This is a genomic window from Enterobacter sp. BIDMC 29, assembly GCF_019378755.1.
In the GTDB taxonomy this organism is placed as follows: Bacteria; Pseudomonadota; Gammaproteobacteria; order Enterobacterales; family Enterobacteriaceae; genus Enterobacter; species Enterobacter ludwigii.
In genome coordinates, this window is the sequence record NZ_CP080000.1 from 1,670,104 (window position 1) to 1,692,766 (window position 22,663).

23 protein-coding genes are annotated in these 22,663 nt (G+C 53.7%); 8 read left to right on the forward strand and 15 right to left on the reverse strand.

Annotation, left to right across the window (positions count from 1 at the left end; all coding sequences use genetic code 11):
- The 13 genes from pgmB to pspA all read right to left on the reverse strand — a co-directional run bounded on the left by pgmB (nucleotide 1) and on the right by pspA (nucleotide 12,364).
- On the reverse strand, nucleotides 1-678 hold the full coding sequence (gene pgmB, locus JTA15_RS07410; RefSeq protein ID WP_151712339.1) for a beta-phosphoglucomutase: 678 nt from the start codon (nucleotides 676-678) through the stop codon (nucleotides 1-3).
- Nucleotides 668-2,947 (reverse strand): glycoside hydrolase family 65 protein, encoded by a 2,280-nt coding sequence (locus tag JTA15_RS07415; RefSeq protein ID WP_219373064.1) that lies wholly within the window; start codon nucleotides 2,945-2,947, stop codon nucleotides 668-670. The genes pgmB and JTA15_RS07415 overlap by 11 nt, the downstream gene beginning before the upstream one ends.
- Nucleotides 2,941-3,999, reverse strand: a complete 1,059-nt coding sequence (locus tag JTA15_RS07420) for a Gfo/Idh/MocA family protein (protein WP_025204017.1) — start codon at nucleotides 3,997-3,999, stop codon at nucleotides 2,941-2,943. The genes JTA15_RS07415 and JTA15_RS07420 overlap by 7 nt, the downstream gene beginning before the upstream one ends.
- 11 nt (nucleotides 4,000-4,010) lie before the next feature.
- On the reverse strand, nucleotides 4,011-4,799 hold the full coding sequence (locus JTA15_RS07425; RefSeq protein ID WP_219373065.1) for a sugar phosphate isomerase/epimerase: 789 nt from the start codon (nucleotides 4,797-4,799) through the stop codon (nucleotides 4,011-4,013).
- Between the two features lie 16 nt (nucleotides 4,800-4,815).
- Nucleotides 4,816-5,868, reverse strand: coding sequence for a zinc-binding alcohol dehydrogenase (locus JTA15_RS07430; RefSeq protein ID WP_047744740.1), 1,053 nt, complete (start codon nucleotides 5,866-5,868; stop codon nucleotides 4,816-4,818).
- A gap of 28 nt (nucleotides 5,869-5,896) precedes the next feature.
- A complete protein-coding gene (locus tag JTA15_RS07435) occupies nucleotides 5,897-6,739 on the reverse strand; it encodes a carbohydrate ABC transporter permease (protein ID WP_020882460.1) in 843 nt (280 codons plus the stop codon).
- Complete coding sequence (locus JTA15_RS07440) at nucleotides 6,726-7,607, reverse strand: carbohydrate ABC transporter permease (protein ID WP_025204014.1); 882 nt, start codon at nucleotides 7,605-7,607, stop codon at nucleotides 6,726-6,728. The genes JTA15_RS07435 and JTA15_RS07440 overlap by 14 nt, the downstream gene beginning before the upstream one ends.
- 22 nt (nucleotides 7,608-7,629) lie before the next feature.
- Nucleotides 7,630-8,922 (reverse strand): ABC transporter substrate-binding protein, encoded by a 1,293-nt coding sequence (locus tag JTA15_RS07445; protein WP_219373066.1) that lies wholly within the window; start codon nucleotides 8,920-8,922, stop codon nucleotides 7,630-7,632.
- 15 nt (nucleotides 8,923-8,937) lie between these two features.
- Nucleotides 8,938-10,635 carry a sugar phosphorylase gene (locus JTA15_RS07450; RefSeq protein WP_270291781.1) on the reverse strand — a complete coding sequence of 566 codons (1,698 nt, stop codon included), beginning with the start codon at nucleotides 10,633-10,635 and terminating at the stop codon, nucleotides 8,938-8,940.
- Between the two features lie 185 nt (nucleotides 10,636-10,820).
- Nucleotides 10,821-11,045: a phage shock protein PspD gene (pspD, locus tag JTA15_RS07455; protein WP_014170342.1), complete on the reverse strand. Its 225-nt coding sequence runs from the start codon at nucleotides 11,043-11,045 to the stop codon at nucleotides 10,821-10,823.
- A 12-nt stretch (nucleotides 11,046-11,057) separates the two neighbouring features.
- Nucleotides 11,058-11,417, reverse strand: coding sequence for an envelope stress response membrane protein PspC (pspC, locus tag JTA15_RS07460; protein ID WP_014170343.1), 360 nt, complete (start codon nucleotides 11,415-11,417; stop codon nucleotides 11,058-11,060).
- Entirely contained in the window at nucleotides 11,417-11,641 is a 225-nt protein-coding gene (gene pspB / locus JTA15_RS07465) for an envelope stress response membrane protein PspB (RefSeq protein ID WP_020882456.1), read from the reverse strand. Before pspB ends, pspC begins: the two co-directional genes overlap by 1 nt.
- A gap of 54 nt (nucleotides 11,642-11,695) precedes the next feature.
- Nucleotides 11,696-12,364, reverse strand: a complete 669-nt coding sequence (gene pspA, locus JTA15_RS07470) for a phage shock protein PspA (protein ID WP_014170345.1) — start codon at nucleotides 12,362-12,364, stop codon at nucleotides 11,696-11,698.
- Between the two features lie 166 nt (nucleotides 12,365-12,530).
- On the opposite strand from pspA, the gene pspF reads away from it, so the two are divergent.
- From pspF to sapF, 6 genes are all read left to right on the forward strand, one after another.
- A complete protein-coding gene (gene pspF, locus JTA15_RS07475; RefSeq protein ID WP_050736884.1) occupies nucleotides 12,531-13,508 on the forward strand; it encodes a phage shock protein operon transcriptional activator in 978 nt (325 codons plus the stop codon).
- An 88-nt stretch (nucleotides 13,509-13,596) separates the two neighbouring features.
- Nucleotides 13,597-15,237: an ABC transporter substrate-binding protein SapA gene (gene sapA / locus JTA15_RS07480; protein ID WP_020882454.1), complete on the forward strand. Its 1,641-nt coding sequence runs from the start codon at nucleotides 13,597-13,599 to the stop codon at nucleotides 15,235-15,237.
- On the forward strand, nucleotides 15,234-16,199 hold the full coding sequence (gene sapB, locus JTA15_RS07485) for a putrescine export ABC transporter permease SapB (protein ID WP_014170348.1): 966 nt from the start codon (nucleotides 15,234-15,236) through the stop codon (nucleotides 16,197-16,199). Before sapA ends, sapB begins: the two co-directional genes overlap by 4 nt.
- A complete protein-coding gene (gene sapC / locus JTA15_RS07490) occupies nucleotides 16,186-17,076 on the forward strand; it encodes a putrescine export ABC transporter permease SapC (protein WP_014170349.1) in 891 nt (296 codons plus the stop codon). Before sapB ends, sapC begins: the two co-directional genes overlap by 14 nt.
- A complete protein-coding gene (gene sapD, locus JTA15_RS07495; protein WP_014170350.1) occupies nucleotides 17,076-18,068 on the forward strand; it encodes a putrescine export ABC transporter ATP-binding protein SapD in 993 nt (330 codons plus the stop codon). The genes sapC and sapD overlap by 1 nt, the downstream gene beginning before the upstream one ends.
- A gap of 1 nt (nucleotide 18,069) precedes the next feature.
- Complete coding sequence (gene sapF, locus JTA15_RS07500) at nucleotides 18,070-18,876, forward strand: putrescine export ABC transporter ATP-binding protein SapF (RefSeq protein ID WP_014170351.1); 807 nt, start codon at nucleotides 18,070-18,072, stop codon at nucleotides 18,874-18,876.
- 147 nt (nucleotides 18,877-19,023) lie between these two features.
- Here sapF and JTA15_RS07505 read toward each other — a convergent pair whose 3' ends face one another.
- A complete protein-coding gene (locus JTA15_RS07505) occupies nucleotides 19,024-19,614 on the reverse strand; it encodes a TetR/AcrR family transcriptional regulator (protein WP_032678285.1) in 591 nt (196 codons plus the stop codon).
- 132 nt (nucleotides 19,615-19,746) lie between these two features.
- Between JTA15_RS07505 and JTA15_RS07510 the strand changes: the two genes are divergently transcribed.
- Together JTA15_RS07510 and JTA15_RS07515 are read left to right on the forward strand one after the other, a co-directional pair.
- On the forward strand, nucleotides 19,747-20,142 hold the full coding sequence (locus tag JTA15_RS07510) for a RidA family protein (RefSeq protein WP_020882451.1): 396 nt from the start codon (nucleotides 19,747-19,749) through the stop codon (nucleotides 20,140-20,142).
- 72 nt (nucleotides 20,143-20,214) lie between these two features.
- On the forward strand, nucleotides 20,215-21,039 hold the full coding sequence (locus JTA15_RS07515) for a helix-turn-helix domain-containing protein (RefSeq protein ID WP_032680892.1): 825 nt from the start codon (nucleotides 20,215-20,217) through the stop codon (nucleotides 21,037-21,039).
- 52 nt (nucleotides 21,040-21,091) lie between these two features.
- On the opposite strand, the gene JTA15_RS07520 is transcribed toward JTA15_RS07515, so the two are convergent.
- Nucleotides 21,092-22,441, reverse strand: coding sequence for a GGDEF domain-containing protein (locus JTA15_RS07520; RefSeq protein ID WP_032679689.1), 1,350 nt, complete (start codon nucleotides 22,439-22,441; stop codon nucleotides 21,092-21,094).
- Between the last annotated feature and the right edge of the window lie 222 nt (nucleotides 22,442-22,663).

Here is a 22,663-nt window from a genome sequence, read left to right on the forward strand (position 1 = left end):
TTAATTCCTTATCATTACCGTTCGGGATGCCCAGAAATCCGTCAGGCATTTCCAGGTCAGTTCCTGCGTTGAATGAAGTTGTAATCCCGCATGGTTCAGGCCTGGCCCAATCCCGACCGAGAGCATTCCCGCCGCGTTGATTGCCTCAACGCCGGCTGCAGCATCTTCGATTCCGATAGCCTGCTCGGGGCGCACGTTCAGCCCGGCGCAGGCCGCAAGAAAGATCTCCGGGTCCGGTTTTGAGCGGGCAATGCGCGAGGCATCGGCGCAGAAATCAAAGGCCTTCTCAATGCCCAGCGCCCGCAAAATACCGGGGGCGTTAAGGGACACAGAGGCCAGCCCGATTTTGACGTTCGCCGCACGAATTTCCGCCAGCACCTCGCGGATGCCCGGAAGCAGAGAATCCTGCGTCAACGACGCCAGAGACCCAACGTAGCGCGCGTTCTTTTTATCCGCGAGCGCCTGCCGCTGCTGGTCGTTAAACTCCCCCTCTTTTCCGCCATGACGCAGGATCCGCTGCAGCGATTCCATACGGCTTATCCCTTTCAGCTCGTCGTTGAACACCACGTCGAACGAGATGCCAATTTCCTGCGCCACGGCACGCCAGGCCAGAAAATGCAGATGCGCGGTATCGGTGATCACACCATCAAGATCGAAGACAACGGCCTCAGGCTTCATGATTTGCTCCTGTGGTAGCGGTCCCACCAAGAGATGTAAAAAAATCCCTGAAAGAGCAGACCTGCCGATCCGTTATGCACAGGGTTTTACCCCACAGCGTTAAGGTCACCGGTGCAGTGGTTTCAATCGTTAAAACATCATTTTCAAACGTGAAGTGCATGCGCGCGTTTCTCCATCGCAGCGGGAAAGCCAGTTTTCGCCAGTGGGCAGGCAGCTTCGGGGCAAGATGCAATTCCCCCTGGACGATCTGCATGCCGGCAAATCCCTGAATAACGCCGGACCAGATAGCCCCGGTGGCGGCAGCATGAATCCCGTCATCGCAGCTGTGCGGATCGTCGCCCAGATCGATGGCGATACCCTCACGCCAGAAGGCGTAGGCCCTTTCCGTATCGCCACACCGGGCAGCAACAATTCCATGAATCGCTTTGCTCAGCGAAGAGTCGTGTATGGTACGCGGCTCGTAGTACGCCAGATTGGCAGCACACTGCTGTGGGGTAAACCGTTCCGGCAGCAGGTAGTTGAGCATCACCACGTCGGCCTGTTTAAGGATCTGCATCTCGTTCACTTCCGCGCGGGAGTAATCGAGCAGAATGGTCTGTTTACCCGCTTTCGCCTTATAGCGGCTCAGATCGATTGCCGGTTTCGCCATGAAGGTGTCATCCTGAGGAAGGACCCCTTCTGCGTTGGCTTGCGGTAACCACAAACGGGACATAAACCGGCTGGCATTCTCCATGAAGCCGGCATCTTCACGATTGAACATCGCCATAAACTGGCGCGCACAGGCGACATTGTGCCAGGCCAGATAGTTGGTGTAGGCATTGTTATTGACGTGCTCCGTGTACTCATCCGGCCCGATCACATCGTGGATTTCCAGGCGACCATTGACTTCCGTCGCCCGCCCCATCCAGAACGTTGCCGTCTCTATCAGTAGCGTCAGCCCTTCGTTACGCATAAAAGCGTCATCATGTGTCGCCTGCCAGTAGGCCACGACAGCCCAGGCAATGTCCGCCACAATGTGATGTTCTGCCAGCGCAGAGGCCACTTTCTGGCGCGTGCCCGTGCGGATGTTGATTGCTGCATATTCCGGCGTCTCCTCCTGACCGCTCGCGGCACTCTCCCAGGGGAAAAGTGCGCCAGGCCAGCCGTTGCGACGCGCTTTTTCACGAGCCCCGGCCAGGTTGAGCCAGCGATAACGCAGCAGACTGCGGGCGACCTGCGGACGCGTAAAGAGATGGAAAGGCAGCAGGAAAATTTCGGTATCCCAGAAGACGTGGCCTTTATACCCTTCGCCGGTCAATCCTTTCGCGGCGATACTGCAGCGCTCATTGTCGGCAGGCGTCATGGCGGTCAGATGCCAGACGGTATAATCCAGCGCGAGCTGATCCTGCGGTTCCGCAGACGTTACCGCTACCCGCGCATCTCGCCAGACGTCTTCCCAGGCGCAGGCAGAGCTCTCCAGCAACGATGCGTAGCCTCGCGCTGCGCACACCTTGAGTTCGGCCAGTGCGTTACGCGCAAACGACGCCTGCGAAAGGGCTTTGTCACTGCGGTGGGCGACCCAGACGATCTTTTCAAGCGTGACAGTGTCACCCTGCGAAACGTTCAGGGCGTAATGCGCACTGATGCGACGATTTTTAGCGGTAAAGCAGCTTTCGCTACCCGCTGAAAGCCGGCAGAACGCGGATATAACGACATCAGAAACCCGGTCCTGCGTTTCATACACGCCCTGCATACAGTTCTGGTCGAACACCCGGACTGAAATCTCATCCAGATGCTGCCTGCCGCTGTTGGTTTGCGTCGCATCGATTCCGGTTTTCAACACCACCTGCGAGGGCCCATCAAGGGGAGTGATGGCGAGTTGCATTGCCACTAACGGCAGCTGAGCGAGAGAAACGAAACGACGGCTCTCCAGGCGATAGCGTTTCCCGTCGGGCGAGCGCCAGAGCACGCTGCGACGCAGTTCACCATTGGCAAACGCCAGCGCGCGCTGCCACTCAAGAAGCGCCCCGGAAAGCAGGGTAAAATTCACACCATCCAGTTCAACCTCAATACCGGTAATATCCGGCAGGTTGATTAACTCCGTGGTCTCATTGCGACCTGCGCGATGATAAAGCCCGGCGAGATACATGCCCCTGGTTTGCTGGGTGTAATCCTCTTCGTGTGCCGCGCGAATGCCCATGTAGCCATTGCCGCAAGCCATGATGGAGGCGTATTTATTCAGACTGTGGGGAGAGAAGCCCGGTTCGGTTAAAACAGACACATTCAGCATAACGTCACGCTTTCCCCTGTATCCGCCGATTCATAAAGCGCGGCAACAAGTTGCTGGATAACCAGCCCCTGTTCCGCATCTGCGATCATAACCGGCTCTCCCAGCACATGGCGTACAAACGCCTCCATGCTGCGCAGGTGACGCTGGTCGTCTGCCTCATCACGCTGCATGAGGGTCTGTAAAACGCCCGCCTCATCGTGGTAAATGTGAGCCGGGAAGAGCGTGGCCCCCGCCTTTTCGCCACAGAATGAAACATTCATGATCGACTGCTCACGGATATTCAGCGCAAACGACGTATCCAGGCGCAGAACGCCGCCATTGCAGAATTCAATTGTGCCAAACAGAGCATCTTCAACGGTAAACCGGGCGGGATCCCACTCGCCAAACTGTCCACTGTTTTTACGGTTCCCCAGCTTCTGGAAGCTGTGGGCGGTCACCCTTTTTACCGCCGGGAAACCCAGCACATACATCGCGGCATCCAGCATATGAATACCGATATCGATCAGCGGTCCGCCACCCTGTAGCGATTTGTTCGTAAAGACGCCCCAGCCCGGCACGCCGCAACGACGCAGCGCCTGCGCCGACGTAAAGTAGATCTCACCTAACGCCCCGTTTGTGACAGCGTCACGTAGCAGCTGCGTGTCGAGCGCAAACCGATGGTGAAAATCATACGCCAGCACTTTTCCCGCTTTACGGGCCGCCCTGCGCATCTGGTCAGCCTGTTGCGGCGTCATGGCAGGCGGTTTTTCGCACATCACATGACATCCGGCCTCCAGTGCCGCCATGACATGTTCAAAATGGAATCGGTTTGGCGAGCAGACGCTGACCACATCAGGTTTTACCGCCTGCAGCATTTCAGATGCATTCTGCCAGACCGAAGGAATTGCATGACGTTCCGCAAACGCCTGTGCCTGTTCAAGGCCGCTGTCCATGACAGCGACCATTTGAACATCACTGCGTGTGGCGTAATACGAGGCATGCACTTTGTCCGCGACCTGCCCGGCGCCAATAATGGCGACGCGCAGAAGCGAAGGTGTTGAAGCACTCATCACGCTCGTCATCCTTAGCATTCACGCAGATACGTGAGTGAATCCTGGTAAGCCTGGGCCGGATCGTCGGCGCGGACACGGCACTCATACACCACGTAGCCCTGATAGTTGTCCGCACGAAGCTGCCCGAACAACGTGGCAAAATCCAGCGTCCCGCTGCCAGGCTGATAGCGATGGTTATCGGCGATATGCACATGACCCAGCAGATCCCGGTTGCGATGCAGCGCCTCTGTTAGCGAATCTTCTTCGATATTCATGTGGTAAAAGTCGCCGATGATCTGCACATGCCTGAGCGCGTTCTCTTCGATATAGCGACGCGCATCCGCGAGCGTGTTGATCATGTGATCCTGGTAGCGGTTGAGCGGCTCAAGGTAAACGGTGGTCCCGGTACGCGCCGCCACCTCATCCAGATAACGCAGCGAAGCACTCACCACTTCGCGGTCACCCGCCAGGCTGCGTGGAGAGGTCATCGGCGGCAAACGGAAGGTAAACATTCCCCAGGCGGCAGGCACAATAATTCCCTTTCCACCCACTTCAGCCAGCGCTTCCAGGATGCGTTCGATCTGTTTTAATCCGTTCAGACGACGTTCTTCAATGAAGTCACCAATCCAGCCGTCATATCCCCCGCAGGCGGTGGTCACCGGCAGGCCCGTGGCGGTGATTGCGGCTTTCACTTCATCGAGATTGTCCACCAGCAGTTTGCCGTCAATTTCAAAGCCATCAAAACCCATCGCTTTGATGTACTGGAATTTCTCCAGAATAGAAGTCGGGAAAAAGGCCTGGTTTTGCGTTGCGATTTTCATTGATGCTCTCCTTAGCTTAAAAAGTGACGCCCATCTTGATGCTCAGTTCCGGATGCTGATCGACATACTTCATGTAGCTCTCAGCGCTGGTGGTAAAGGTGACAACCGGGTCAATCAGATCTTCGCAGTTCAGATAACCGTTCATCAGCAGTTCCCAGCAGGTCTCTTCAATACGCTTGCGGCTCCAGCGCGGGTAATCCGGGTTGGGTTCGCTGCAGGCGCGCGAGAAAACGATTTTCGCGTTATTGAAGTGGGCTTCACGCCCCAGATTGAACCCTTCTGCGAACGGTTTCGCGAAAGCCACGTAGGAGATCGTTCCACCGTAGGCGAGCCCGCGCAGCGCAGACTGCAATGCATCGGCAAAACCGCTGGTTTCGATAATCACGTCAGCGCCCTGCTTTCCGGTCAGTTTTTTAATCTCCAGACCGACATCGGTGCCAAACGGATTGAGGCAGTAATCAGCCCCGTGACGGCGGGCAATTTCGCAGCGATGCGCGATAGGATCGACACCGATGACGATGGATGCACCGGCTTTTTTCGCCAGCTGAATCGCAATCTGCCCAATGGCACCCAGTCCGACTACAACGACAAAATCCCCTACCCGCACGTTAGCATCACGCACGCCGCTCATGGCGAACTGCGCAGGGTCGTAACAGACGGCATTTTTCCAGGAAGACCCTTGCGGCATTTTGCGCAGCTTGTAGTTATTAACGGCATTCACGATGACCGTCTCCTGCAGCGGCCCATAGCAGCAGACACGGTCGCCCGTCTGGTACTCCGTCACGTCATCGCCGCATTCGATAATGTCGCCAACGATCATGTTGCCCAGCTGGAACTTACCAAACTCAATGCCCCGCGCCGCGCCCTCTTCACGCGGGGTAAACATCTGCCACTCCGCGTTAAACTCCTCATCAATGAAGGGACTTGCCGCCCGGAAATCTACCACTTCGGTGCCGTGTTTTGGCGCGCCGAAGCGCGCACGAATTTTCACTTCATGGACGGCAACAGGACGATCTTCATATTCCACCAGCGCCGCTACACGAGGCGCTGTCGCAACTAACTTTTTCATGACTGACTCCTAGTTAAAACTGGCCGCCTCAGCCTTTAACGCCACCGGCGGTCAAACCACTTTTGATAAAACGTTCAGACAGTGCGTACATGATGACCACCGGAAGCGCCGTTACCAGCGATGCCGCCATCATGCGACCCCAGATATAATCTGGCGTGCTAAAGAGGGTGTTTAGCCCAACCGGCAAGGTGAAATTGCTGGCGCTGGACAGGAAAATGGATGCAAACAGGTAGTCGTTCCATGCCACCATGAAGCAGTAGACGAACACCGACACGAGGCCGGAAATCGCCAGCGGAACGGTAATGCGGAAGATAATTTGCAGGCGGTTAAGCCCGTCCATCATCGCAGCTTCTTCTATTTCATCCGGAATGGTGTCGAAATAGCTGCGCAGCATAAAGACGGCTGTCGGCAGCGTCTGGGTCACCATGGTGATAATCAGCGCCAGCTCTGTGTCATAGATCCCCAGCGCGGTGATGATTTTGAACAGCGGCACCACCAGCAAAATCCCCGAGAACATATAGACGGTGTAAAAACTCGCATTGATCGTCGTGCGTCCTTTAAAACGCAGTTTGGATAACGCGTAAGCCCCCAGCGTGCCGAGAAAAACGGCAATCACCGACGAGGTCAGCGAGACCACCATGCTGTTTCTGAAGTAGTCCACAAACGGGAAGATCAGCGGATTAAAGATGTCGATGTAATGCTGCAGCGTCCACGCCTGCGGCAGGATGGTCGGATGGAGCGATATCGCCTCTTTCGCGCTCTTAAGCGAGGTCATTAACATCACAAAGAACGGGAACAGCGTGATGATCAGAAACACCGCCAGCCCCAGATAAAAACCGAGACGGCTCAGTACGCGTTTATTTGTTGCCATTGAGGTTTACCCTTTTTCTGGTCAGCAGAATGACGGCGAAGATGATCACGAACAGCACCACGGAGATGGCAGCGGCTTTCCCGAGGTCATTGAAGGCAAATGCGGTCTTGTAGAGATAGACGCCCAAAATATCGACCTTGGTGGTCAGGAGATAAACATCAGCGAACATATAGAACATCCAGATGGTTCGCAGTGTAATCACCGTGGCCAGCACCGGCATAATGGCGGGCAGTGTGACGATACGAAAACGCTGCCAGGCATTTGCCCCATCCATTTCCGCGGCTTCGTACAGCGATTTATCAATGGTCTGCAATATCGCGAGGAACGAGATAAACGCGTAGGGGAAGTAACGCCAGATGGCGAACAGCACCACCAGTACAAAACTGCTGCCCGGGTTGTCGAACCACAGCGGCGCCTGGTCATACAGGTGCAACAGATCGACACCCAGATAGTTCACAATGCCGTAGCCGTTGTTGAACATGTATTTCCATGCAAACACCAGCGAGATGGATGGTGTGACGTAGGACAAAATCACCAGTGAACGTGCCGTTTTCCGCAGACGAAATTCCCGGTTAAAAAAGAGGGCAACGGCCAGCCCCAGCGCCGTGCTGCCCATCACCACCAGGGCGGTGTACCAGAACGTCATCCACAGGGAGTGCCAGAATGCGCCATCGCTGAGGATACGAACATAGTTATCCAGCCCGACAAACACGGCGCTAATGCGCGGGTTAAGCGGCAAACGTAAAAAGCTGATTTCAATATTGGAAATCATCGGCCAGGCCACCAGGCCCCCCAGCAAAATCAGGCTGGGGGCCAACAGCAGCATGGCGAAAGGCATATCTGAACGACCAGAAAACAACGTCTTCATAATTTCCTTCCGCAGAGCGCTCCTATCGTTGTGAAATCAGGTCAGTCAGTCGCTTTTGGCTGTTGCTTAACGTTGCAGTGAGATCCTGTTGACCTACTGTGACGTTATGCACCATGGAACTGATGATGCCGGACCCCGTTACATCACCCATGCGGGTAAAGTTTTTGTCGCCCACGGCGCCAAATACCTGCACATTCGGGAACTGGGCGATAAGCTCGTAGGGAAGTTGACCAAACGCTTTAATGACCTCGTTGTCTTTCCAGGAGTCCGTGCCGACGACCAGTTTGTTCACCGGCAGCGCGGCACCCGGGGACATCATCACCCAGTCAGACGCGTTCTGTGCCTGCTCCATCCAGGTGACAAACTTCTGTGCAGCCTGGGTTTCATCTTCTGTTTGACCGGAGGTGATCGTCAGCGATGTGACCATGCCGTAGACCGCTGAAGACGTTTCAGTCGGAACGACAAAGCCCAGGTTGGCTGGGTTGCCGTCTTTATAGACCGCCGGCAGGATATAGGTGGAATACACTGCCATCGGTGCCGAACCATTCATAAAGGCATCTTTAATCTCCATGACATCGTTCGAGCCCGGCATGGTGGTCGCGGCCAGTGCTTTATAGAACGCCAGCGCGTTCACCATTTCCGGGGTATCAATGTTGATTTTCCCGTTGGCGTCAAAAACGTTCGCGCCACCGGAAAGCGCAAACTGAGAAAACGCCTGCTCGGTCATCACGCTTTCCGCCGTGGGTAGCGCAATGCCATAGCGTTTTTTAGCCGGATCGTTGAGGCGTTGGCTGGCTTTCAGCAGCTGTTCCCAGTTATGCGGCTCCTCAATACCCGCCGCAGCAAGCACATCTTTGTGATACCAGACGCCAGACAGCCAGGCGCTGATTGGCACCCCCGTCCAGGCTGAGCCGTCTTCCGTGCGAACGACACGTAAAATTCCGTCATAGAAGGTGTTTTCGCCCACCGCGTTGATGGCGGCGTTGATCGCATCCCGGTCCAGCAGCTGCTCTTTATCCATGACTTTTGCGTAGTCATGGCTGACCTCAATGACCTCGGGCAGCGCACCGGTGCGGGCCAACGTAATCACTTTGGTGTTGTAGGCATCCTCTTCTACCGGTACCTGTTTCACCGTAATCGTCGGGTTTTCTTTCTCGAATTTTTCAATCAGTTTTGTAATTACCGCCTGACGCTCCTGTTCAACTGAGGAGTGCATAAACTCAATGGTGACAGCAGAGGGTTTGTCATCCTTACAGCCTGACAACAAGGCGCACGAAACCAGTGCTGATATCAGCACAATTTTGGGCATATTCATGTTTAAGGTCCTTTTTTAGTTTTCTTTAATCCACAACACCTGCCATGGATTAAGGGTCAGAGTCGTACCAGTAATATCTTTCCCGGCGATCAATTCCCTGCCGGATGGAATATTCGACTCAAGCGTTTGAACGCGATCGCTGAAATTAAATAACGCGGTAACTTTTTCGCCACTTTGCGCAATACGCATTATTTTTAATACATGCTCGCCTGCCGTACTAAAACAAGCCTGACTGTCAGGGTGGAATGCTTTTTCTGCACGCCTCAGGGCGATTAATTCACGCAATCTATAATAGACTTTCTGCCGCAGGCTATTTTCGTTCTCAAGCTCACTGTCGATTGCACCGGCGAGGTATTTTTTGCGGTTAATCGCACGGTTATATCCCATGCGCTCCACGCCCTCATAATCATTACGCGAGCCAAGAATACTTTGAATATAGACGGCAGGCACACCGGGGAAACTCAGGAGTACAGCATGAGCCAGAATAAACCGGGCAATACGGTGATTGTCATCGCAGTCCCTTGTGCTTAACGCATCAAGATAAGTGACATTGATTTCATACGGGCTTCGCGTTCCATCCGGATTGTTTTTCCAGTTGACCAGCGCCCCCTCGGCCTGAAGTTTCTCTACCAGCGAGAGGATCTCAGACTCGGGTAAAATTCCGCGTAACGGATTGAGGCCAATCCCGTCATGCGAGGCCAAAAAGTTAAACCAGGTGGTTTTCGTGGAAGGAAGCGTCAACGACGACGCCCACTGACACAGCGCCCGGACATCCTGACGGTGTACCGCATGCAGCACAAGCGGCGGCAAGGAGAACTGATACACCATCTGCGCTTCATTGTTGCCGTCACCAAAGTAGGCAACGTTGTCTTTATGCGGGACATTGGTCTCAGTGATTATCACCGTACCCGGCGCGACAGCCTCGGTGATGGCACGGAAAAGCTGGATAAGCTGATGGGTTTGTTCCAGATGGATACAGCTCGTTCCGGGTATCTTCCACATAAACCCAACGGCATCCAGACGAATGTAGCGCGCCCCTTCAGTCAGGTAGTGCAGCAGCACGTCTACCATCGCAATCAGAACCCGAGGAGAGGCAAAATTGAGATCGACCTGGTCGCTGCTGAAGGTGGTCCACAGGTGGCGTACGCTGCCATCGTGAAGCGTAAACGGCGTGAGGAGGGGCAAAGCACGCGGTCGCGTGACGGCCGACAGATCCGTTTCAGGGTCAACAGAAATGAAGAAATCGTTATACCCCGGCATTTGCTTAAGGTAATTCGCGAACCATTGACTTTGCGCCGACATGTGATTGCAGACGAAATCAAACATCAAACTGGCTGATTGTTTTAATTCGGCAATGTCCTGCCACGTTCCTGTTTCTGGTGCGACGTCGTGGTAATCAATAACAGAAAAACCGTCGTCAGAAGACCACGGATAAAAAGGTAAAAGATGAACATGTGAAAAGGAGTGAGAGAGCCACTTATTATAAAACCGTGTGAAAACCGGCAGGGCTTTCTCCCCTTCTGCCGAAAACTGATCGGCATACGTAATCAGGACAACATCTTTTTCATCCCACCCCACCTTACGCTTATCTGTAATAACAGAAATCGCGTTATCAATCTTTTCCAGCAACACCGAAAAATGGGTATCGGAAAATGATTCCCCGTAAACAAGATTAATGATTTCTTTAATTTTAGCCTGCATTTTATTTTCCATGGTAGCGGTCCCACGGAACGCAATCTACTCCCATGAAAAATATCTGTCAACGGACCGGGACGCAGAAAAACGCAATTGCAAAGCAGCTCAACGCAGTATTGTGAGCTGCCGCAAAGAAAGAAAGGGAAAGCGAAGAAGTATCGCTAGCCTGCCCCGAAAACGAGAAAGGCTAACGTACGCAGGAATTATTGGGGAAAGTAGCGGCGTGAAAGCCGTTTTGCCACTTTTTGCAGCAGAGGTTCGAGCGCCACAGCCAGCAACATTCTTACCGGCTTGCGGGCAACAGATTTTATCGCCCAACCCGCCACACCTGCCGGGCCGAAACGTAATGCCGTCAGCAGGACCAGTTTACCTGCGATTTTCAGGCCGGGTTTTACCTTCTGACCGGCCTGTTGCCAGTTTTGCTTCATGTATATTCTCTCTTAAAGCTGACGAAAACGGCTTCTCAGCGTGAAGGTGTCAGACGTGACATAGCGCTCCATCTCACGTAACCGCTTCTCCCCAGCGGCGAGTTGATCGTCAACCGCGTTGAGAAGATCGTTGCTGGTCGGTGCGCCTTCTGCGGCCAGTTCACCTTCCGGCATCGGGTCGAGTACAAACGACAGCACGATGTACGCCACCAGGGTGATAAACGCCAGACCGAAGAAGATCGACAGCACCGTTACCACGCGAACCAGTTTGACCGGGACATCAAGATAATGGGCCAGTCCGGCACAGACGCCGCGTACCATTCCCTGCTGCGGAATACGCCACAATTTTTTGTTCAGGTTCAGTCCAGCCATTAACGGTCCCTCCAGTTTGGATGTTCTGCATCGAGGATATCTTCCAGCGCCTGAATGCGTTCGCGCATATTATTCGCCTGTTCGGTCAGCTGTACGAGACGCTGTTGTTCACTCTGGGAAAGTTCACCACGTGAAGAACGGTTGCTGTAGTGCAGCCATAACCAAATCGGCAGAACAAACAGCACGAAAATGGTCAGGGGAATAGCCAGAAAAAGCGCGCTCATGTGTACTCCTTGTCTTACGATGCGTGGCGGCACGCTCAGGTGCCGCACAAATTATTATTGGTTGTCTTGCTTCATTTTGGCTTTCAGCGCAGCAAGTTGCTCGCTGATTTCATCGTCCGCTTTCAGGTCAGCGAACTGCTGATCCAGTGACTTTTGTTTACCAATGCTGTGACTTTCCGCTTCCGCTTCCATATGGTCGATACGGCGTTCAAACGACTCAAAACGTGCCATTGCTTCATCCAGCTTACCGCTATCCAACTGGCGACGTACATCGCGGGATGAGCTTGCCGCCTGGTGGCGCAATGCCAGCGCCTGCTGACGCGCACGCGTTTCGTTCAGTTTATTCTCAAGCTCACCAATCTCTTTCTTCATACGCGAAAGGGTATCATCGACCAGTGTGACTTCATGCTCGAGCGTCGCGACCATGTCTGCCAGCTTCTGTTTTTCAATCAGCGCGGCGCGGGCCAGGTCTTCTTTATCTTTACGCAGCGCAAGTTCTGCTTTTTCCTGCCATTCGTTAAGCTGAGCGGTCGCCTGCTCAATGCGGCGCGTTAACTGTTTTTTCTCAGCCAGCGCACGGGCGGAGGTAGAACGCACTTCAACCAGCGTATCTTCCATTTCCTGAATCATCAGGCGCACCAGCTTCTGCGGATCTTCCGCTTTCTCAAGCAGTGAGTTGATATTGGCGTTCACGATGTCGGCGAAACGAGAAAAAATACCCATAATGTGATCCTCATAGTTCTGTTATCGGGCGATGCCCTGCTACATAACTAATACAAATACCGTGCCAAGTTTTTATCTTGTTGATTTTACTTGATGTGGTTGATTTCCAGGCATCGGCACACTATGCTCACCTGGTGAATATCACTAAGGAGTGGTTAATTTCATCATGGCTGGATACAAAGACAATTTACTCGGCGAAGCCAACAGTTTTCTGGAAGTCCTCGAACAGGTCTCCCGTCTCGCGCCGCTCAACAAGCCAGTGCTTATTATCGGTGAGCGCGGCACGGGTAAGGAACTGATTGCTAACCGTCTACATTATTTATCCGGACGCTGGGATGGCCCCTTCATTTCGCTTAACTGCGCGGCGTTGAATGAAAATCTGCTCGACACGGAGCTTTTCGGTCATGAAGCCGGTGCTTTTACCGGTGCCCAAAAACGCCATCCGGGTCGTTTTGAACGCGCCGACGGCGGCACGCTGTTTCTTGATGAACTGGCCACCGCGCCCATGCTGGTACAGGAAAAGCTGCTGCGCGTGATTGAGTATGGCGAGCTGGAGCGCGTCGGCGGTAGCCAGCCGCTGCAGGTCAACGTGCGTCTGGTGTGCGCCACCAATGCCAACCTCCCGCAAATGGTGGCAGAGGAAAAATTCCGTGCCGACCTGCTCGACCGGCTGGCCTTTGACGTCGTTCAGCTCCCGCCGCTGCGCGAGCGAAGAAGTGACATCATGCTGCTGGCAGAGCAGTTTGCGATTCAGATGTGTCGCGAACTCGGCCTGCCGCTTTTTCCGGGGTTCAGCGAGTATGCAAAGGAGACACTCCTCGCTTACCACTGGCCGGGAAATATCCGTGAGTTAAAAAACGTCGTGGAGCGTTCTGTCTATCGCCACGGCAGCAGTGAGACCGAGCTGGATAACATTATTCTCGATCCTTTTCAGCGTAGCCCGCAGCCAGCTTCCGCCCCGCCCGTGTCCGGGGCTTCCCCTGCACTTCCCCTGGATTTGCGGCAGTTCCAGCATGAACAGGAACAACAGCTGCTTGAGCAGAGCCTGAAGGTGGCGAAATATAACCAGAAACGGGCGGCTGAACTCCTGGGTCTGACCTACCATCAATTAAGGGCATTGCTCAAAAAGCATCAAATGCGCTGACAATATCAGCACTTACCCGCAGACATTTTTACGAAGCAGGCGTAAGTGCGATACACTTTGCAGATCGAACCTAAAAACCTTAAAAATTATGCGTCTGGTTTTATCGTCCTTCTTTGCACTTGGTCTGTTCAGCAGCCTGGCGTTTGCTGCGCCCGAACCCGCTACGCAACCTGATATTCGCGACAGCGGCTTCGTCTATTGCGTAAGCGGTCAGGTTGATACATTTAACCCGCAAAAAGCGGGCAGCGGCCTGATTGTGGATACCCTTGCCGCGCAACTCTATGACCGTCTGCTTGATGTGGATCCCTACACCTACCGTCTGGTGCCAGAGCTTGCCGAAAGCTGGGAAGTCCTGGATAACGGCGCGACCTACCGTTTCCACCTGCGCGATGATGTCGCATTTCAGCACACGCCATGGTTTACCCCAACGCGCAAACTGAACGCAGATGATGTGGTCTTTACGTTCCAGCGTATCTTTAACCGTAATCACCCGTGGCATAACGTTAACGGCAGCAACTTCCCCTACTTCGACAGCCTGCAGTTTGCCGATACCGTTAAAAGCGTTCGCAAGCTGGATAACCGCACGGTGGAGTTTTCGCTGAAGCGCCCGGATGCCTCTTTCCTCTGGCACCTGGCCACCCACTATGCGTCCGTTATGTCTGCTGAGTACGCCGCGAACCTGAGCAAAATCGATCGGCAGGAGTTAATCGACCGTCAGCCAGTCGGTACCGGTCCGTTCCAACTGGCCGAATATCGCTCCGGACAATATATCCGCCTGCAGCGCCATGCGCATTTCTGGCGCGGCACGCCGCTGATGCCACAGGTAGTGGTCGATCTTGGCTCTGGCGGGACGGGGCGTTTATCAAAACTGCTGACCGGGGAGTGCGACGTGCTGGCGTGGCCTGCTGCCAGCCAGCTCACCATTTTGCGCGACGATCCGCGTTTGCGCCTGACGTTACGCCCCGGCATGAACATCGCCTATCTGGCGTTTAATACCGATAAGCCGCCACTGAACAACCCTGCCGTACGCCACGCGCTGGCGCTGGCCATTAACAACCAGCGTCTGATGCAGTCGATCTATTACGGTACGGCAGAAACCGCCGCCTCTATTTTGCCGCGAGCCTCGTGGGCCTATGACAGTGAAGCTAAAATTACGGAATACAACCCGGCAAAAGCGCGTGAACAGCTGAAAGCGCTGGGGGCGGAAAACCTGACACTGCAACTCTGGGTACCGACCAGCTCTCAGGCCTGGAACCCAAGCCCGCTGAAGACCGCCGAGCTGTTGCAGGCAGATATGGCGCAGGTGGGGGTGAAAGTGATCATCGTGCCGGTTGAGGGTCGTTTCCAGGAGGCGCGCCTGATGGACATGAACCATGATTTAACCCTGACTGGCTGGGCGACCGACAGTAATGACCCGGACAGCTTCTTCCGTCCGTTGCTGAGCTGTGCGGCGATTAACTCCCAGACCAACTACGCCCACTGGTGCAACCGGGAATTTGACGGCGTGCTGCAAAAAGCGCTGGCGTCCCAACAGCTGGCGTCACGCATAGACGCCTATGATGAAGCGCAGAAGATCCTTGCCGAAGAGCTGCCCGTGCTACCGCTGGCCTCGTCCCTGCGCCTGCAGGCCTATCGCTATGATATTAAAGGCCTGGTGTTGAGTCCGTTCGGCAACGCCTCCTTCGCTGGCGTGTCTCGCGAAAAAGAACAAGAGGTGAAAAAACCATGATCATTTTTACCTTGCGCCGCCTTCTGCTGCTGTTGGTGACGCTCTTTTTCCTGACCTTTGTTGGTTTCAGTCTGAGCTATTTCACCCCGCACGCCCCGCTTCAGGGGTCGTCGCTGTGGGATGCGTGGCTCTTCTGGTTTAACGGTCTGCTGCACTGGGATTTCGGTGTTTCAAGCATCAACGGACAGCTCATCTCCGAGCAGCTGAAAGAGGTTTTCCCGGCGACAATGGAGCTGTGCATTCTGGCATTCGGTTTTGCCTTAATGGTTGGTATTCCGGTAGGGATGCTGGCAGGGATTTATCGCAACAAATGGCAGGATAAATTTATCAGCGCCCTCGCCCTGCTCGGCTTCTCGATCCCGATCTTCTGGCTGGCGCTGCTGCTGACGCTTTTCTTCTCCCTCAACCTGGGCTGGCTGCCGGTTTCTGGCCGTTTTGACCTGTTGTATACGGTAAAAACGGTGACCGGGTTTGCTATCGTTGACGCCTGGCTGTCTGATTCAGCCTGGCGACATGAGATGATCGTCAGCGCCGTACGCCATATGGTCCTGCCGGTACTGACGCTGGCGGTGGCACCGACAACCGAAGTGATCCGCCTGATGCGCCTGAGCACCATCGAGGTGTTTGATCAGAACTATGTCAAAGCGGCCGCCACGCGCGGCTTATCGCGCCTGACTATCTTGCGCCGTAATGTGCTGCATAACGCCCTGCCGCCTGTTATCCCGCGACTGGGGCTTCAGTTTTCCACCATGCTCACCCTGGCGATGATTACCGAAATGGTCTTCAGCTGGCCGGGGCTGGGACGATGGTTGATCAACGCTATCCGCCAGCAGGACTACGCCGCCATTTCGGCGGGCGTCATGGTGATTGGCTCTCTGGTGATTATTGTTAACGTGATTTCCGATATTTTGGGTGCTATGGCCAACCCGTTGAAGCATAAGGAATGGTATGCCCTACGATAACGTATACAGTGAAAAGCGCACGCCCGGTGCGCTGCGTACCGTGTGGCGTAAATTCTATGGTGACACCACGGCAATGATTGGCCTTTATGGCTTCGCCGGGCTGGTGTTGCTCTGCGTTTTTGGCTCCTGGTTTGCGCCCTATGGTATTGATCAGCAGTTCCTTGGCTATCAGCTGCTGCCCCCATCCTGGTCGCGCTACGGTGAGGTCTCTTTCTTCCTCGGTACGGACGACCTCGGGCGTGACGTATTGAGCCGCCTGTTGAGCGGCGCGGCGCCGACGGTCGGCGGTGCATTTGTGGTGACGTTTGCTGCCACCATCTGCGGTCTGGCGCTCGGCATCTTTGCCGGGTCGACGCATGGCCTGCGCTCGGCGGCACTGAACCACATTCTCGACACCCTGCTCTCTATTCCGTCCCTGCTGCTGGCCATCATTGTGGTGGCGTTTGTCGGGCCACACCTGTCGCATGCCATGTTCGCGGTCTGGCTGGCGATCCTCCCTCGCATCGTGCGTTCGGTATACAGCATGGTGCATGACGAACTGGAAAAAGAGTATGTCGTCGCAGCTCGCCTGGACGGTGCAACAACCTTAAACATCCTTTGGTTTGCCGTACTGCCGAACATCGCTGCCGGGCTGGTCACGGAGATCACCCGCGCCCTGTCGATGGCGATTCTGGACATCGCGGCGCTTGGTTTTCTCGATCTCGGCGCGCAGCTGCCGTCGCCTGAATGGGGCGCGATGCTCGGTGACGCGCTTGAGCTTATCTACGTTGCGCCGTGGACGGTCATGTTACCGGGTGCAGCCATTATGGTGAGTGTGCTGCTTGTCAACCTGCTGGGCGATGGTATACGCCGTGCAATTAATGCGGGGGTGCAATAATGCCGCTTCTTGATATTCGCAACCTGACCATCGAGTTCAAAACCGGTGAAGGCTGGGTGAAAGCCGTCGATCGCATCAGTATCACCCTTGCTGAGGGTGAAATTCGCGGGCTGGTGGGTGAATCCGGTTCAGGGAAAAGCCTGATCGCCAAAGCCATCTGTGGTGTGGCGAAGGATAACTGGCGCGTTACCGCTGACCGTATGCGTTTTGATGATATCGACCTGCAACGCCTCTCTCCTCGCGAGCGTCGCAAGCTGGTCGGCCATAACGTATCGATGATTTTCCAGGAGCCGCAATCCTGTCTTGACCCGTCCGAGCGCGTGGGCAAACAGCTGATGCAGAACATTCCCGGGTGGACCTATAAAGGCCGCTGGTGGCAACGGTTTGGCTGGCGTAAGCGTCGTGCTATTGAGCTGTTGCACCGCGTCGGGATCAAAGATCATAAAGATGCCATGCGCAGTTTTCCGTACGAACTGACCGACGGTGAGTGTCAGAAAGTGATGATTGCCATCGCGCTGGCCAATCAGCCGCGTCTGCTGATTGCGGATGAACCGACCAACGCGATGGAACCGACCACGCAGGCGCAGATTTTCCGCCTGCTGACGCGTCTGAACCAGAACAACAACACCACCATTTTGTTAATCAGTCACGACCTGCAAATGCTCAGCAAATGGGCTGATAAGATTGATGTGATGTACTGCGGGCAGACGGTCGAAACCGCCCCGAGTGAAGACCTCATCACCGCGCCGCATCATCCGTACACGCAGGCGCTGATCCGCGCCATTCCAGATTTTGGCAGCGCCATGCCGCACAAGAGTCGCCTGAATACCCTGCCCGGGGCTATCCCGCTACTGGAGTCCTTGCCGATTGGCTGTCGTCTGGGGCCGCGGTGCCCGTATGCGCAGCGTAAATGTATTGAGACGCCACGCCTGACAGGGGCCAAAAATCATCTATATGCCTGTCATTTCCCGCTGAACATGGAGAGAGAGTGAAATGGTCGAAACCTTACTGGAAGTCCGTAACCTGAGTAAGACCTTTCGCTACCGTACCGGGCTGTTCCATCGTCAGACCGTTGAAGCCGTGAAGCCGCTCAGCTTTACCCTGCGCGAAAAACAGACGCTGGCGATCATCGGTGAGAACGGTTCCGGTAAATCCACGCTGGCGAAGATGCTGGCAGGCATGGTTGAACCCTCCGGCGGCGAAGTGCTGATAGATGACCATCCGCTGGAATTCGGTGATTACTCTTTCCGCAGCCAGCGTATCCGCATGATCTTCCAGGATCCGTCGACATCGCTCAACCCGCGTCAGCGTATTTCGCAAATCCTCGATTTTCCGCTGCGTCTGAATACCGATCTCGAGCCAGAAGCGCGACGCAAACGCGTTTTTGAAACCCTGCGGATGGTTGGGCTGCTGCCCGATCACGAGAGCTATTACCCGCACATGCTCGCCCCCGGCCAGAAACAGCGTCTTGGGCTCGCGCGTGCGCTGATATTGCGCCCGAAAGTGATTATCGCCGACGAAGCGCTCGCCTCGCTGGATATGTCGATGCGGTCGCAGTTAATTAACCTGATGCTCGAATTACAGGAAAAACAGGGTATCTCGTATATCTACGTGACCCAACATCTGGGGATGATGAAACACATCAGCGACCAGGTGATGGTCATGCATCAGGGTGAAGTTGTTGAACGTGGCAGTACCGCGGATGTTATGGCCTCTCCGCTTCATGAACTGACTAAGCGATTGATTGCCGGCCATTTCGGTGAAGCATTAACCGCGGATGCGTGGAGAAAAGATCGCTAGCGCGTTGGTGCAAGGGGCGGATTAACAACGCTCACCACGCGCGAAATCCTCGCGGCGTTTTAACGCCCCTTATCCGACAAAAATGCCCCCGGCACACCCGTTCCTTTAAGGGTTAAATGGCAGCTCGCGCGCGTTAACCCTTTCCTTTCACTGATGGCGTAACCCGCTTGCAAGCAGGACAAACACCTCAATCGCATGTGGCAACGTCTTCTGTGGATCGTCACTGGCGGCTATCAACAGTGCAGCATTGAGCGCAGCGCCATTTAACAGCTGTGCAGCGACGTTTGCATCCATGTCTTTCAGGACCTTGCGTTCAATCATTTTTTCTATGGTCTGACGGGTAGATTCCAGGCAGCTATTCTGGCTGGGCCAGTGGGCCGGGTCACCCAGAACAGCCGGACCATCACGCAGTACAATACGCTGCACTTCCGGATCGAGCGCCATTTTGATGTAAGCGACGCCTTCCGCCAGCAGTCGTTCCCAGTCATTCTCGGCGCTGGCGGCAATTTCCTTCGCCTTTCGTGCCATTTCGCTGTCTATCTGGGCGACCACCGCAGCCAGCAAGCCTTTCTTGTCAGTGAAATTATGGTATAGCGCTCCACGTGTTAACCCCACGCTTGCGGTCAACTCATCCATGGAGGCTGCGGCATAGCCTTTCTCGGCAAAAGCTTTGCGCCCTGCCTGTATCATTTTTTCGCGATTTTCCTGGGCCGTTTCGGCACGGCTTTTTGCAGCCATAAGACGTCCTTGGTTACGTTGTGTTTTTCCGTTTGACATACGTGGCGTATGTGGTTTAGATTTTGACATACGCCGCGTATGTTAATACGACCGCGTGATCTCAACAATACCCCCAATCGAAAAGGAAATGCCATGCACCCACGTGAACCTGTATTTCCCGCTAATCGTCATGCCCTCTATGAAGAACATGGCTATTCTGCTGCCATTCGCTCTGGTGATCTGTTATTTGTCTCAGGCCAGGTTGGAAGCCGCAGCGACGGCACACCTGAAACGGATTTCGGCGCTCAGGTACAACTGGCTTTTGATAATCTCCAGGCTACGCTTTCTGCCGCGGGATGTACGTTTGATGATGTGATCGACGTGACGACGTTTCATACCGATCCTGAAAATCAGTTTTCAACCATCATGGAAGCCAAAAAATTAGCGTTCCCCCGCCCCCCTTATCCGAACTGGACGGCCGTGGGGGTAAACTGGCTTGCGGGCTTTGATTTTGAAATTAAGGTCATTGCCAGAATCCCACCGCAATAAAGCGAGTATTCGGCATAACCCCCACCGGCAATTTATTAATTACGTCATGACGCCACACGCTGTAGATATCGAATGAAAGAAAGTATTAGTAAATATATTCTCACCTGGGTAGAGGAAAATAACTTTTCTATTTTACATATTGATCAACTGGTTAAAGATACCGGGTATAGCAGAAGAACCATGGAAACATGGTTTAAAGAGAAATATCACCTCTCTTTAGGTGAGTACATCCTAAGGAGAAGGCTGAGCCTTGCAGCCATCATGCTCAGAATGACGTCGCTTCCCGTTACGGACATTGCTTATTTATTTCACTACCAAAGCAGCCAGGGGTTTTCAAGAGCCTTTAAAAAGATGTCGGGACTCACCCCTTCTGAATACAGAAATGCAAAAGAGTGGGATTTTGATATCCTTCAGCCCTCATTTTTATTAGACGATCTTAAAACACCCGAAATAACACTCTGTGAACTCAATGAGATTTTTCCGTATACCCATGAGATTATAGAGCACGATCATCTTTTTGATACTGCGGTGCACGATGTCACTAAAAAAATCAAAAAACTCCTGCTTGAGAATCGCGATCGGATCCAACAGCTTGCCATAGTGCCGCGCCGACCAGAACGTCTGGGTAAAAGCCGTTCCTATCTGGTAGAAGTCTTAATTTCATATTGTTTAGACAGCACTAAAACAACAAAGAAAGACACACTTTTACTTACCGGAAAATATGCAAAAATGTCCTTTGAAGGCAGCTGGGAATGTTATAGCGCCTATAACAAAATTGCGTTTGTTAAGGCAATGGTGACGAACCGCCTGACGTTGCGCGATGGCATTCATTTAATGCGTTTTAACGCCTGCAGCGATGAGCGCGTTAACTTTGATATTTACATCCCTGTGTTATAACCCCGTTTTTTCTTGCGCGTAAATCACACCGCGGGAGGCGCGCAACGCCGGTTCAGACCGACCCTGCGGCCTGTCTGCACACGGTTCTGTTTTTACCACCGTGCTTGGCCTCATACAGTGCTTCATCCACATCACGAATGATATCGCTACTGTTGACGTTTTCCTGAATGGCTGAGCACACGCCAATACTTAACGTTACCGTCAGGGGCACCGCGTACAGGTTACCCTGCCCGGTGCGTTGCTCAACATTCTTGCGAATACGTTCTGCGACGACTACGGCCATACTCCTGTCCGTGTCGGGCAACAGCAGGCCAAACTCTTCACCTCCCAGTCTGGCAAAGACGTCATTATCACGAATACTGTCTTTAATAATATCCACGACCGCCAGAATGACGCGGTCCCCCACAGGATGTCCCCAGGTGTCATTAATGGTCTTAAAGTTATCGATATCCAGCATCATAATGCTGGTGCCCTTTTCTGTTCTGAGCATGCGGAGCCGCTGAAGTGCCTCAAAAAAATACTTGCGGTTGAAGATCTGCGTAAGGGGATCGCGGTTAACCCGATCGCCAAAAAATCTCAGCAAGCTGAAGACATGTAACAGTAAGGTACAGATAACAAATAGTTTACTGAACACTTCTACCGCCCGGCTGATATACCAGAGCGACAGGTTATACGTATCGAGTAAGAGCAGGAAAAAGTTATAGGTGATCGCAGAAAGGCACACCACGATGATGCTGTTCCAGACGCCAGATGAAAAGCGTGTCACGTAAGTCATGTAGCAGGCCAGGGCCGACCAGAGAACTATCAGAGCGTTAACGTAGCGGACATCCCAGACAGGATGATACTGATCGGGGCGATACGCGGCTATCGTTAATGTCCAGGTTGGATTGTAGCTGCTCAACGCATGGGCCAGCACCGGGAACATAACCAGGGGGATTAACGATATTAGCGCCAGCCAGACCTTATTCCGTAATGTGAACCGTCGCCGTGCCGTGTGTTTCTCCACCCATACAGCAAGCCCCAGCAAAAAAATAAAACTTAACTGGCGGAAAAAATAAAATACCGCCGTATCGTTAGTTTTTAGCGTATGGGTTAACCCTGCGTCTTCAGGAAGCTGAATGACGATAATCGTTTCTATGAAATAGATGAGACCGCTCAGAAACGCCATGCTCAGGATTAACAGGGATAAATGAGATCGGTCAGACGCATACTGCATCTGGATAAAAATAGAGATAATGGTATCCAGAAAAAATAGCGCAATCATGACGATCAAATAGGTTGTCATGGGTACCCTGAAACCTGGATTATCATTAACAAAAAAGGAGTTCACCGCGATCATCAGTGCAAACAGCAGCGCACCGGACAGCACGATCATTTTCTCAGCCAACGTAATGTTATTCATGTTCATTAATACCGCATAAATAAAAGACGTGAAACGGCAGAGCGATTTACACCATTCTCTGCTTAACATCGAGGGGCAAACCGGTCAGGCTTGCCACCCTCTTTTCAGATGCTTCAGTTAACCGACCTCAGTCTGTTGAAGTGGATTATCCCGGTCGATGTCGTACCGAACCGGGATATTCCCTACTGCGCTTTACTCACCAGTGAGATCACTCTTACCGGC

Bases quoted from the DNA above. Each gene is read 5' to 3' on its own strand.
- pspF (WP_050736884.1), top strand. From the start codon at position 12,531: ATGGCTGGATACAAAGACAATTTACTCGGCGAAGCCAACAGTTTTCTG.
- JTA15_RS07515 (WP_032680892.1), top strand. From the start codon at position 20,215: ATGAAAGAAAGTATTAGTAAATATATTCTCACCTGGGTAGAGGAAAAT.
- pspB (WP_020882456.1), bottom strand. From the start codon at position 11,641: ATGAGCGCGCTTTTTCTGGCTATTCCCCTGACCATTTTCGTGCTGTTT.
- JTA15_RS07510 (WP_020882451.1), top strand. From the start codon at position 19,747: ATGCACCCACGTGAACCTGTATTTCCCGCTAATCGTCATGCCCTCTAT.
- JTA15_RS07505 (WP_032678285.1), bottom strand. From the start codon at position 19,614: ATGGCTGCAAAAAGCCGTGCCGAAACGGCCCAGGAAAATCGCGAAAAA.
- JTA15_RS07415 (WP_219373064.1), bottom strand. From the start codon at position 2,947: ATGCTGAATGTGTCTGTTTTAACCGAACCGGGCTTCTCTCCCCACAGT.
- JTA15_RS07435 (WP_020882460.1), bottom strand. From the start codon at position 6,739: ATGGCAACAAATAAACGCGTACTGAGCCGTCTCGGTTTTTATCTGGGG.
- sapF (WP_014170351.1), top strand. From the start codon at position 18,070: ATGGTCGAAACCTTACTGGAAGTCCGTAACCTGAGTAAGACCTTTCGC.
- sapA (WP_020882454.1), top strand. From the start codon at position 13,597: ATGCGTCTGGTTTTATCGTCCTTCTTTGCACTTGGTCTGTTCAGCAGC.
- pspC (WP_014170343.1), bottom strand. From the start codon at position 11,417: ATGGCTGGACTGAACCTGAACAAAAAATTGTGGCGTATTCCGCAGCAG.
- JTA15_RS07445 (WP_219373066.1), bottom strand. From the start codon at position 8,922: ATGAATATGCCCAAAATTGTGCTGATATCAGCACTGGTTTCGTGCGCC.
- pspA (WP_014170345.1), bottom strand. From the start codon at position 12,364: ATGGGTATTTTTTCTCGTTTCGCCGACATCGTGAACGCCAATATCAAC.
- sapD (WP_014170350.1), top strand. From the start codon at position 17,076: ATGCCGCTTCTTGATATTCGCAACCTGACCATCGAGTTCAAAACCGGT.
- pgmB (WP_151712339.1), bottom strand. From the start codon at position 678: ATGAAGCCTGAGGCCGTTGTCTTCGATCTTGATGGTGTGATCACCGAT.
- pspD (WP_014170342.1), bottom strand. From the start codon at position 11,045: ATGAAGCAAAACTGGCAACAGGCCGGTCAGAAGGTAAAACCCGGCCTG.
- JTA15_RS07430 (WP_047744740.1), bottom strand. From the start codon at position 5,868: ATGAAAAAGTTAGTTGCGACAGCGCCTCGTGTAGCGGCGCTGGTGGAA.
- JTA15_RS07450 (WP_270291781.1), bottom strand. From the start codon at position 10,635: ATGGAAAATAAAATGCAGGCTAAAATTAAAGAAATCATTAATCTTGTT.
- JTA15_RS07425 (WP_219373065.1), bottom strand. From the start codon at position 4,799: ATGAAAATCGCAACGCAAAACCAGGCCTTTTTCCCGACTTCTATTCTG.
- JTA15_RS07520 (WP_032679689.1), bottom strand. From the start codon at position 22,441: ATGAATAACATTACGTTGGCTGAGAAAATGATCGTGCTGTCCGGTGCG.
- sapB (WP_014170348.1), top strand. From the start codon at position 15,234: ATGATCATTTTTACCTTGCGCCGCCTTCTGCTGCTGTTGGTGACGCTC.
- sapC (WP_014170349.1), top strand. From the start codon at position 16,186: ATGCCCTACGATAACGTATACAGTGAAAAGCGCACGCCCGGTGCGCTG.
- JTA15_RS07440 (WP_025204014.1), bottom strand. From the start codon at position 7,607: ATGAAGACGTTGTTTTCTGGTCGTTCAGATATGCCTTTCGCCATGCTG.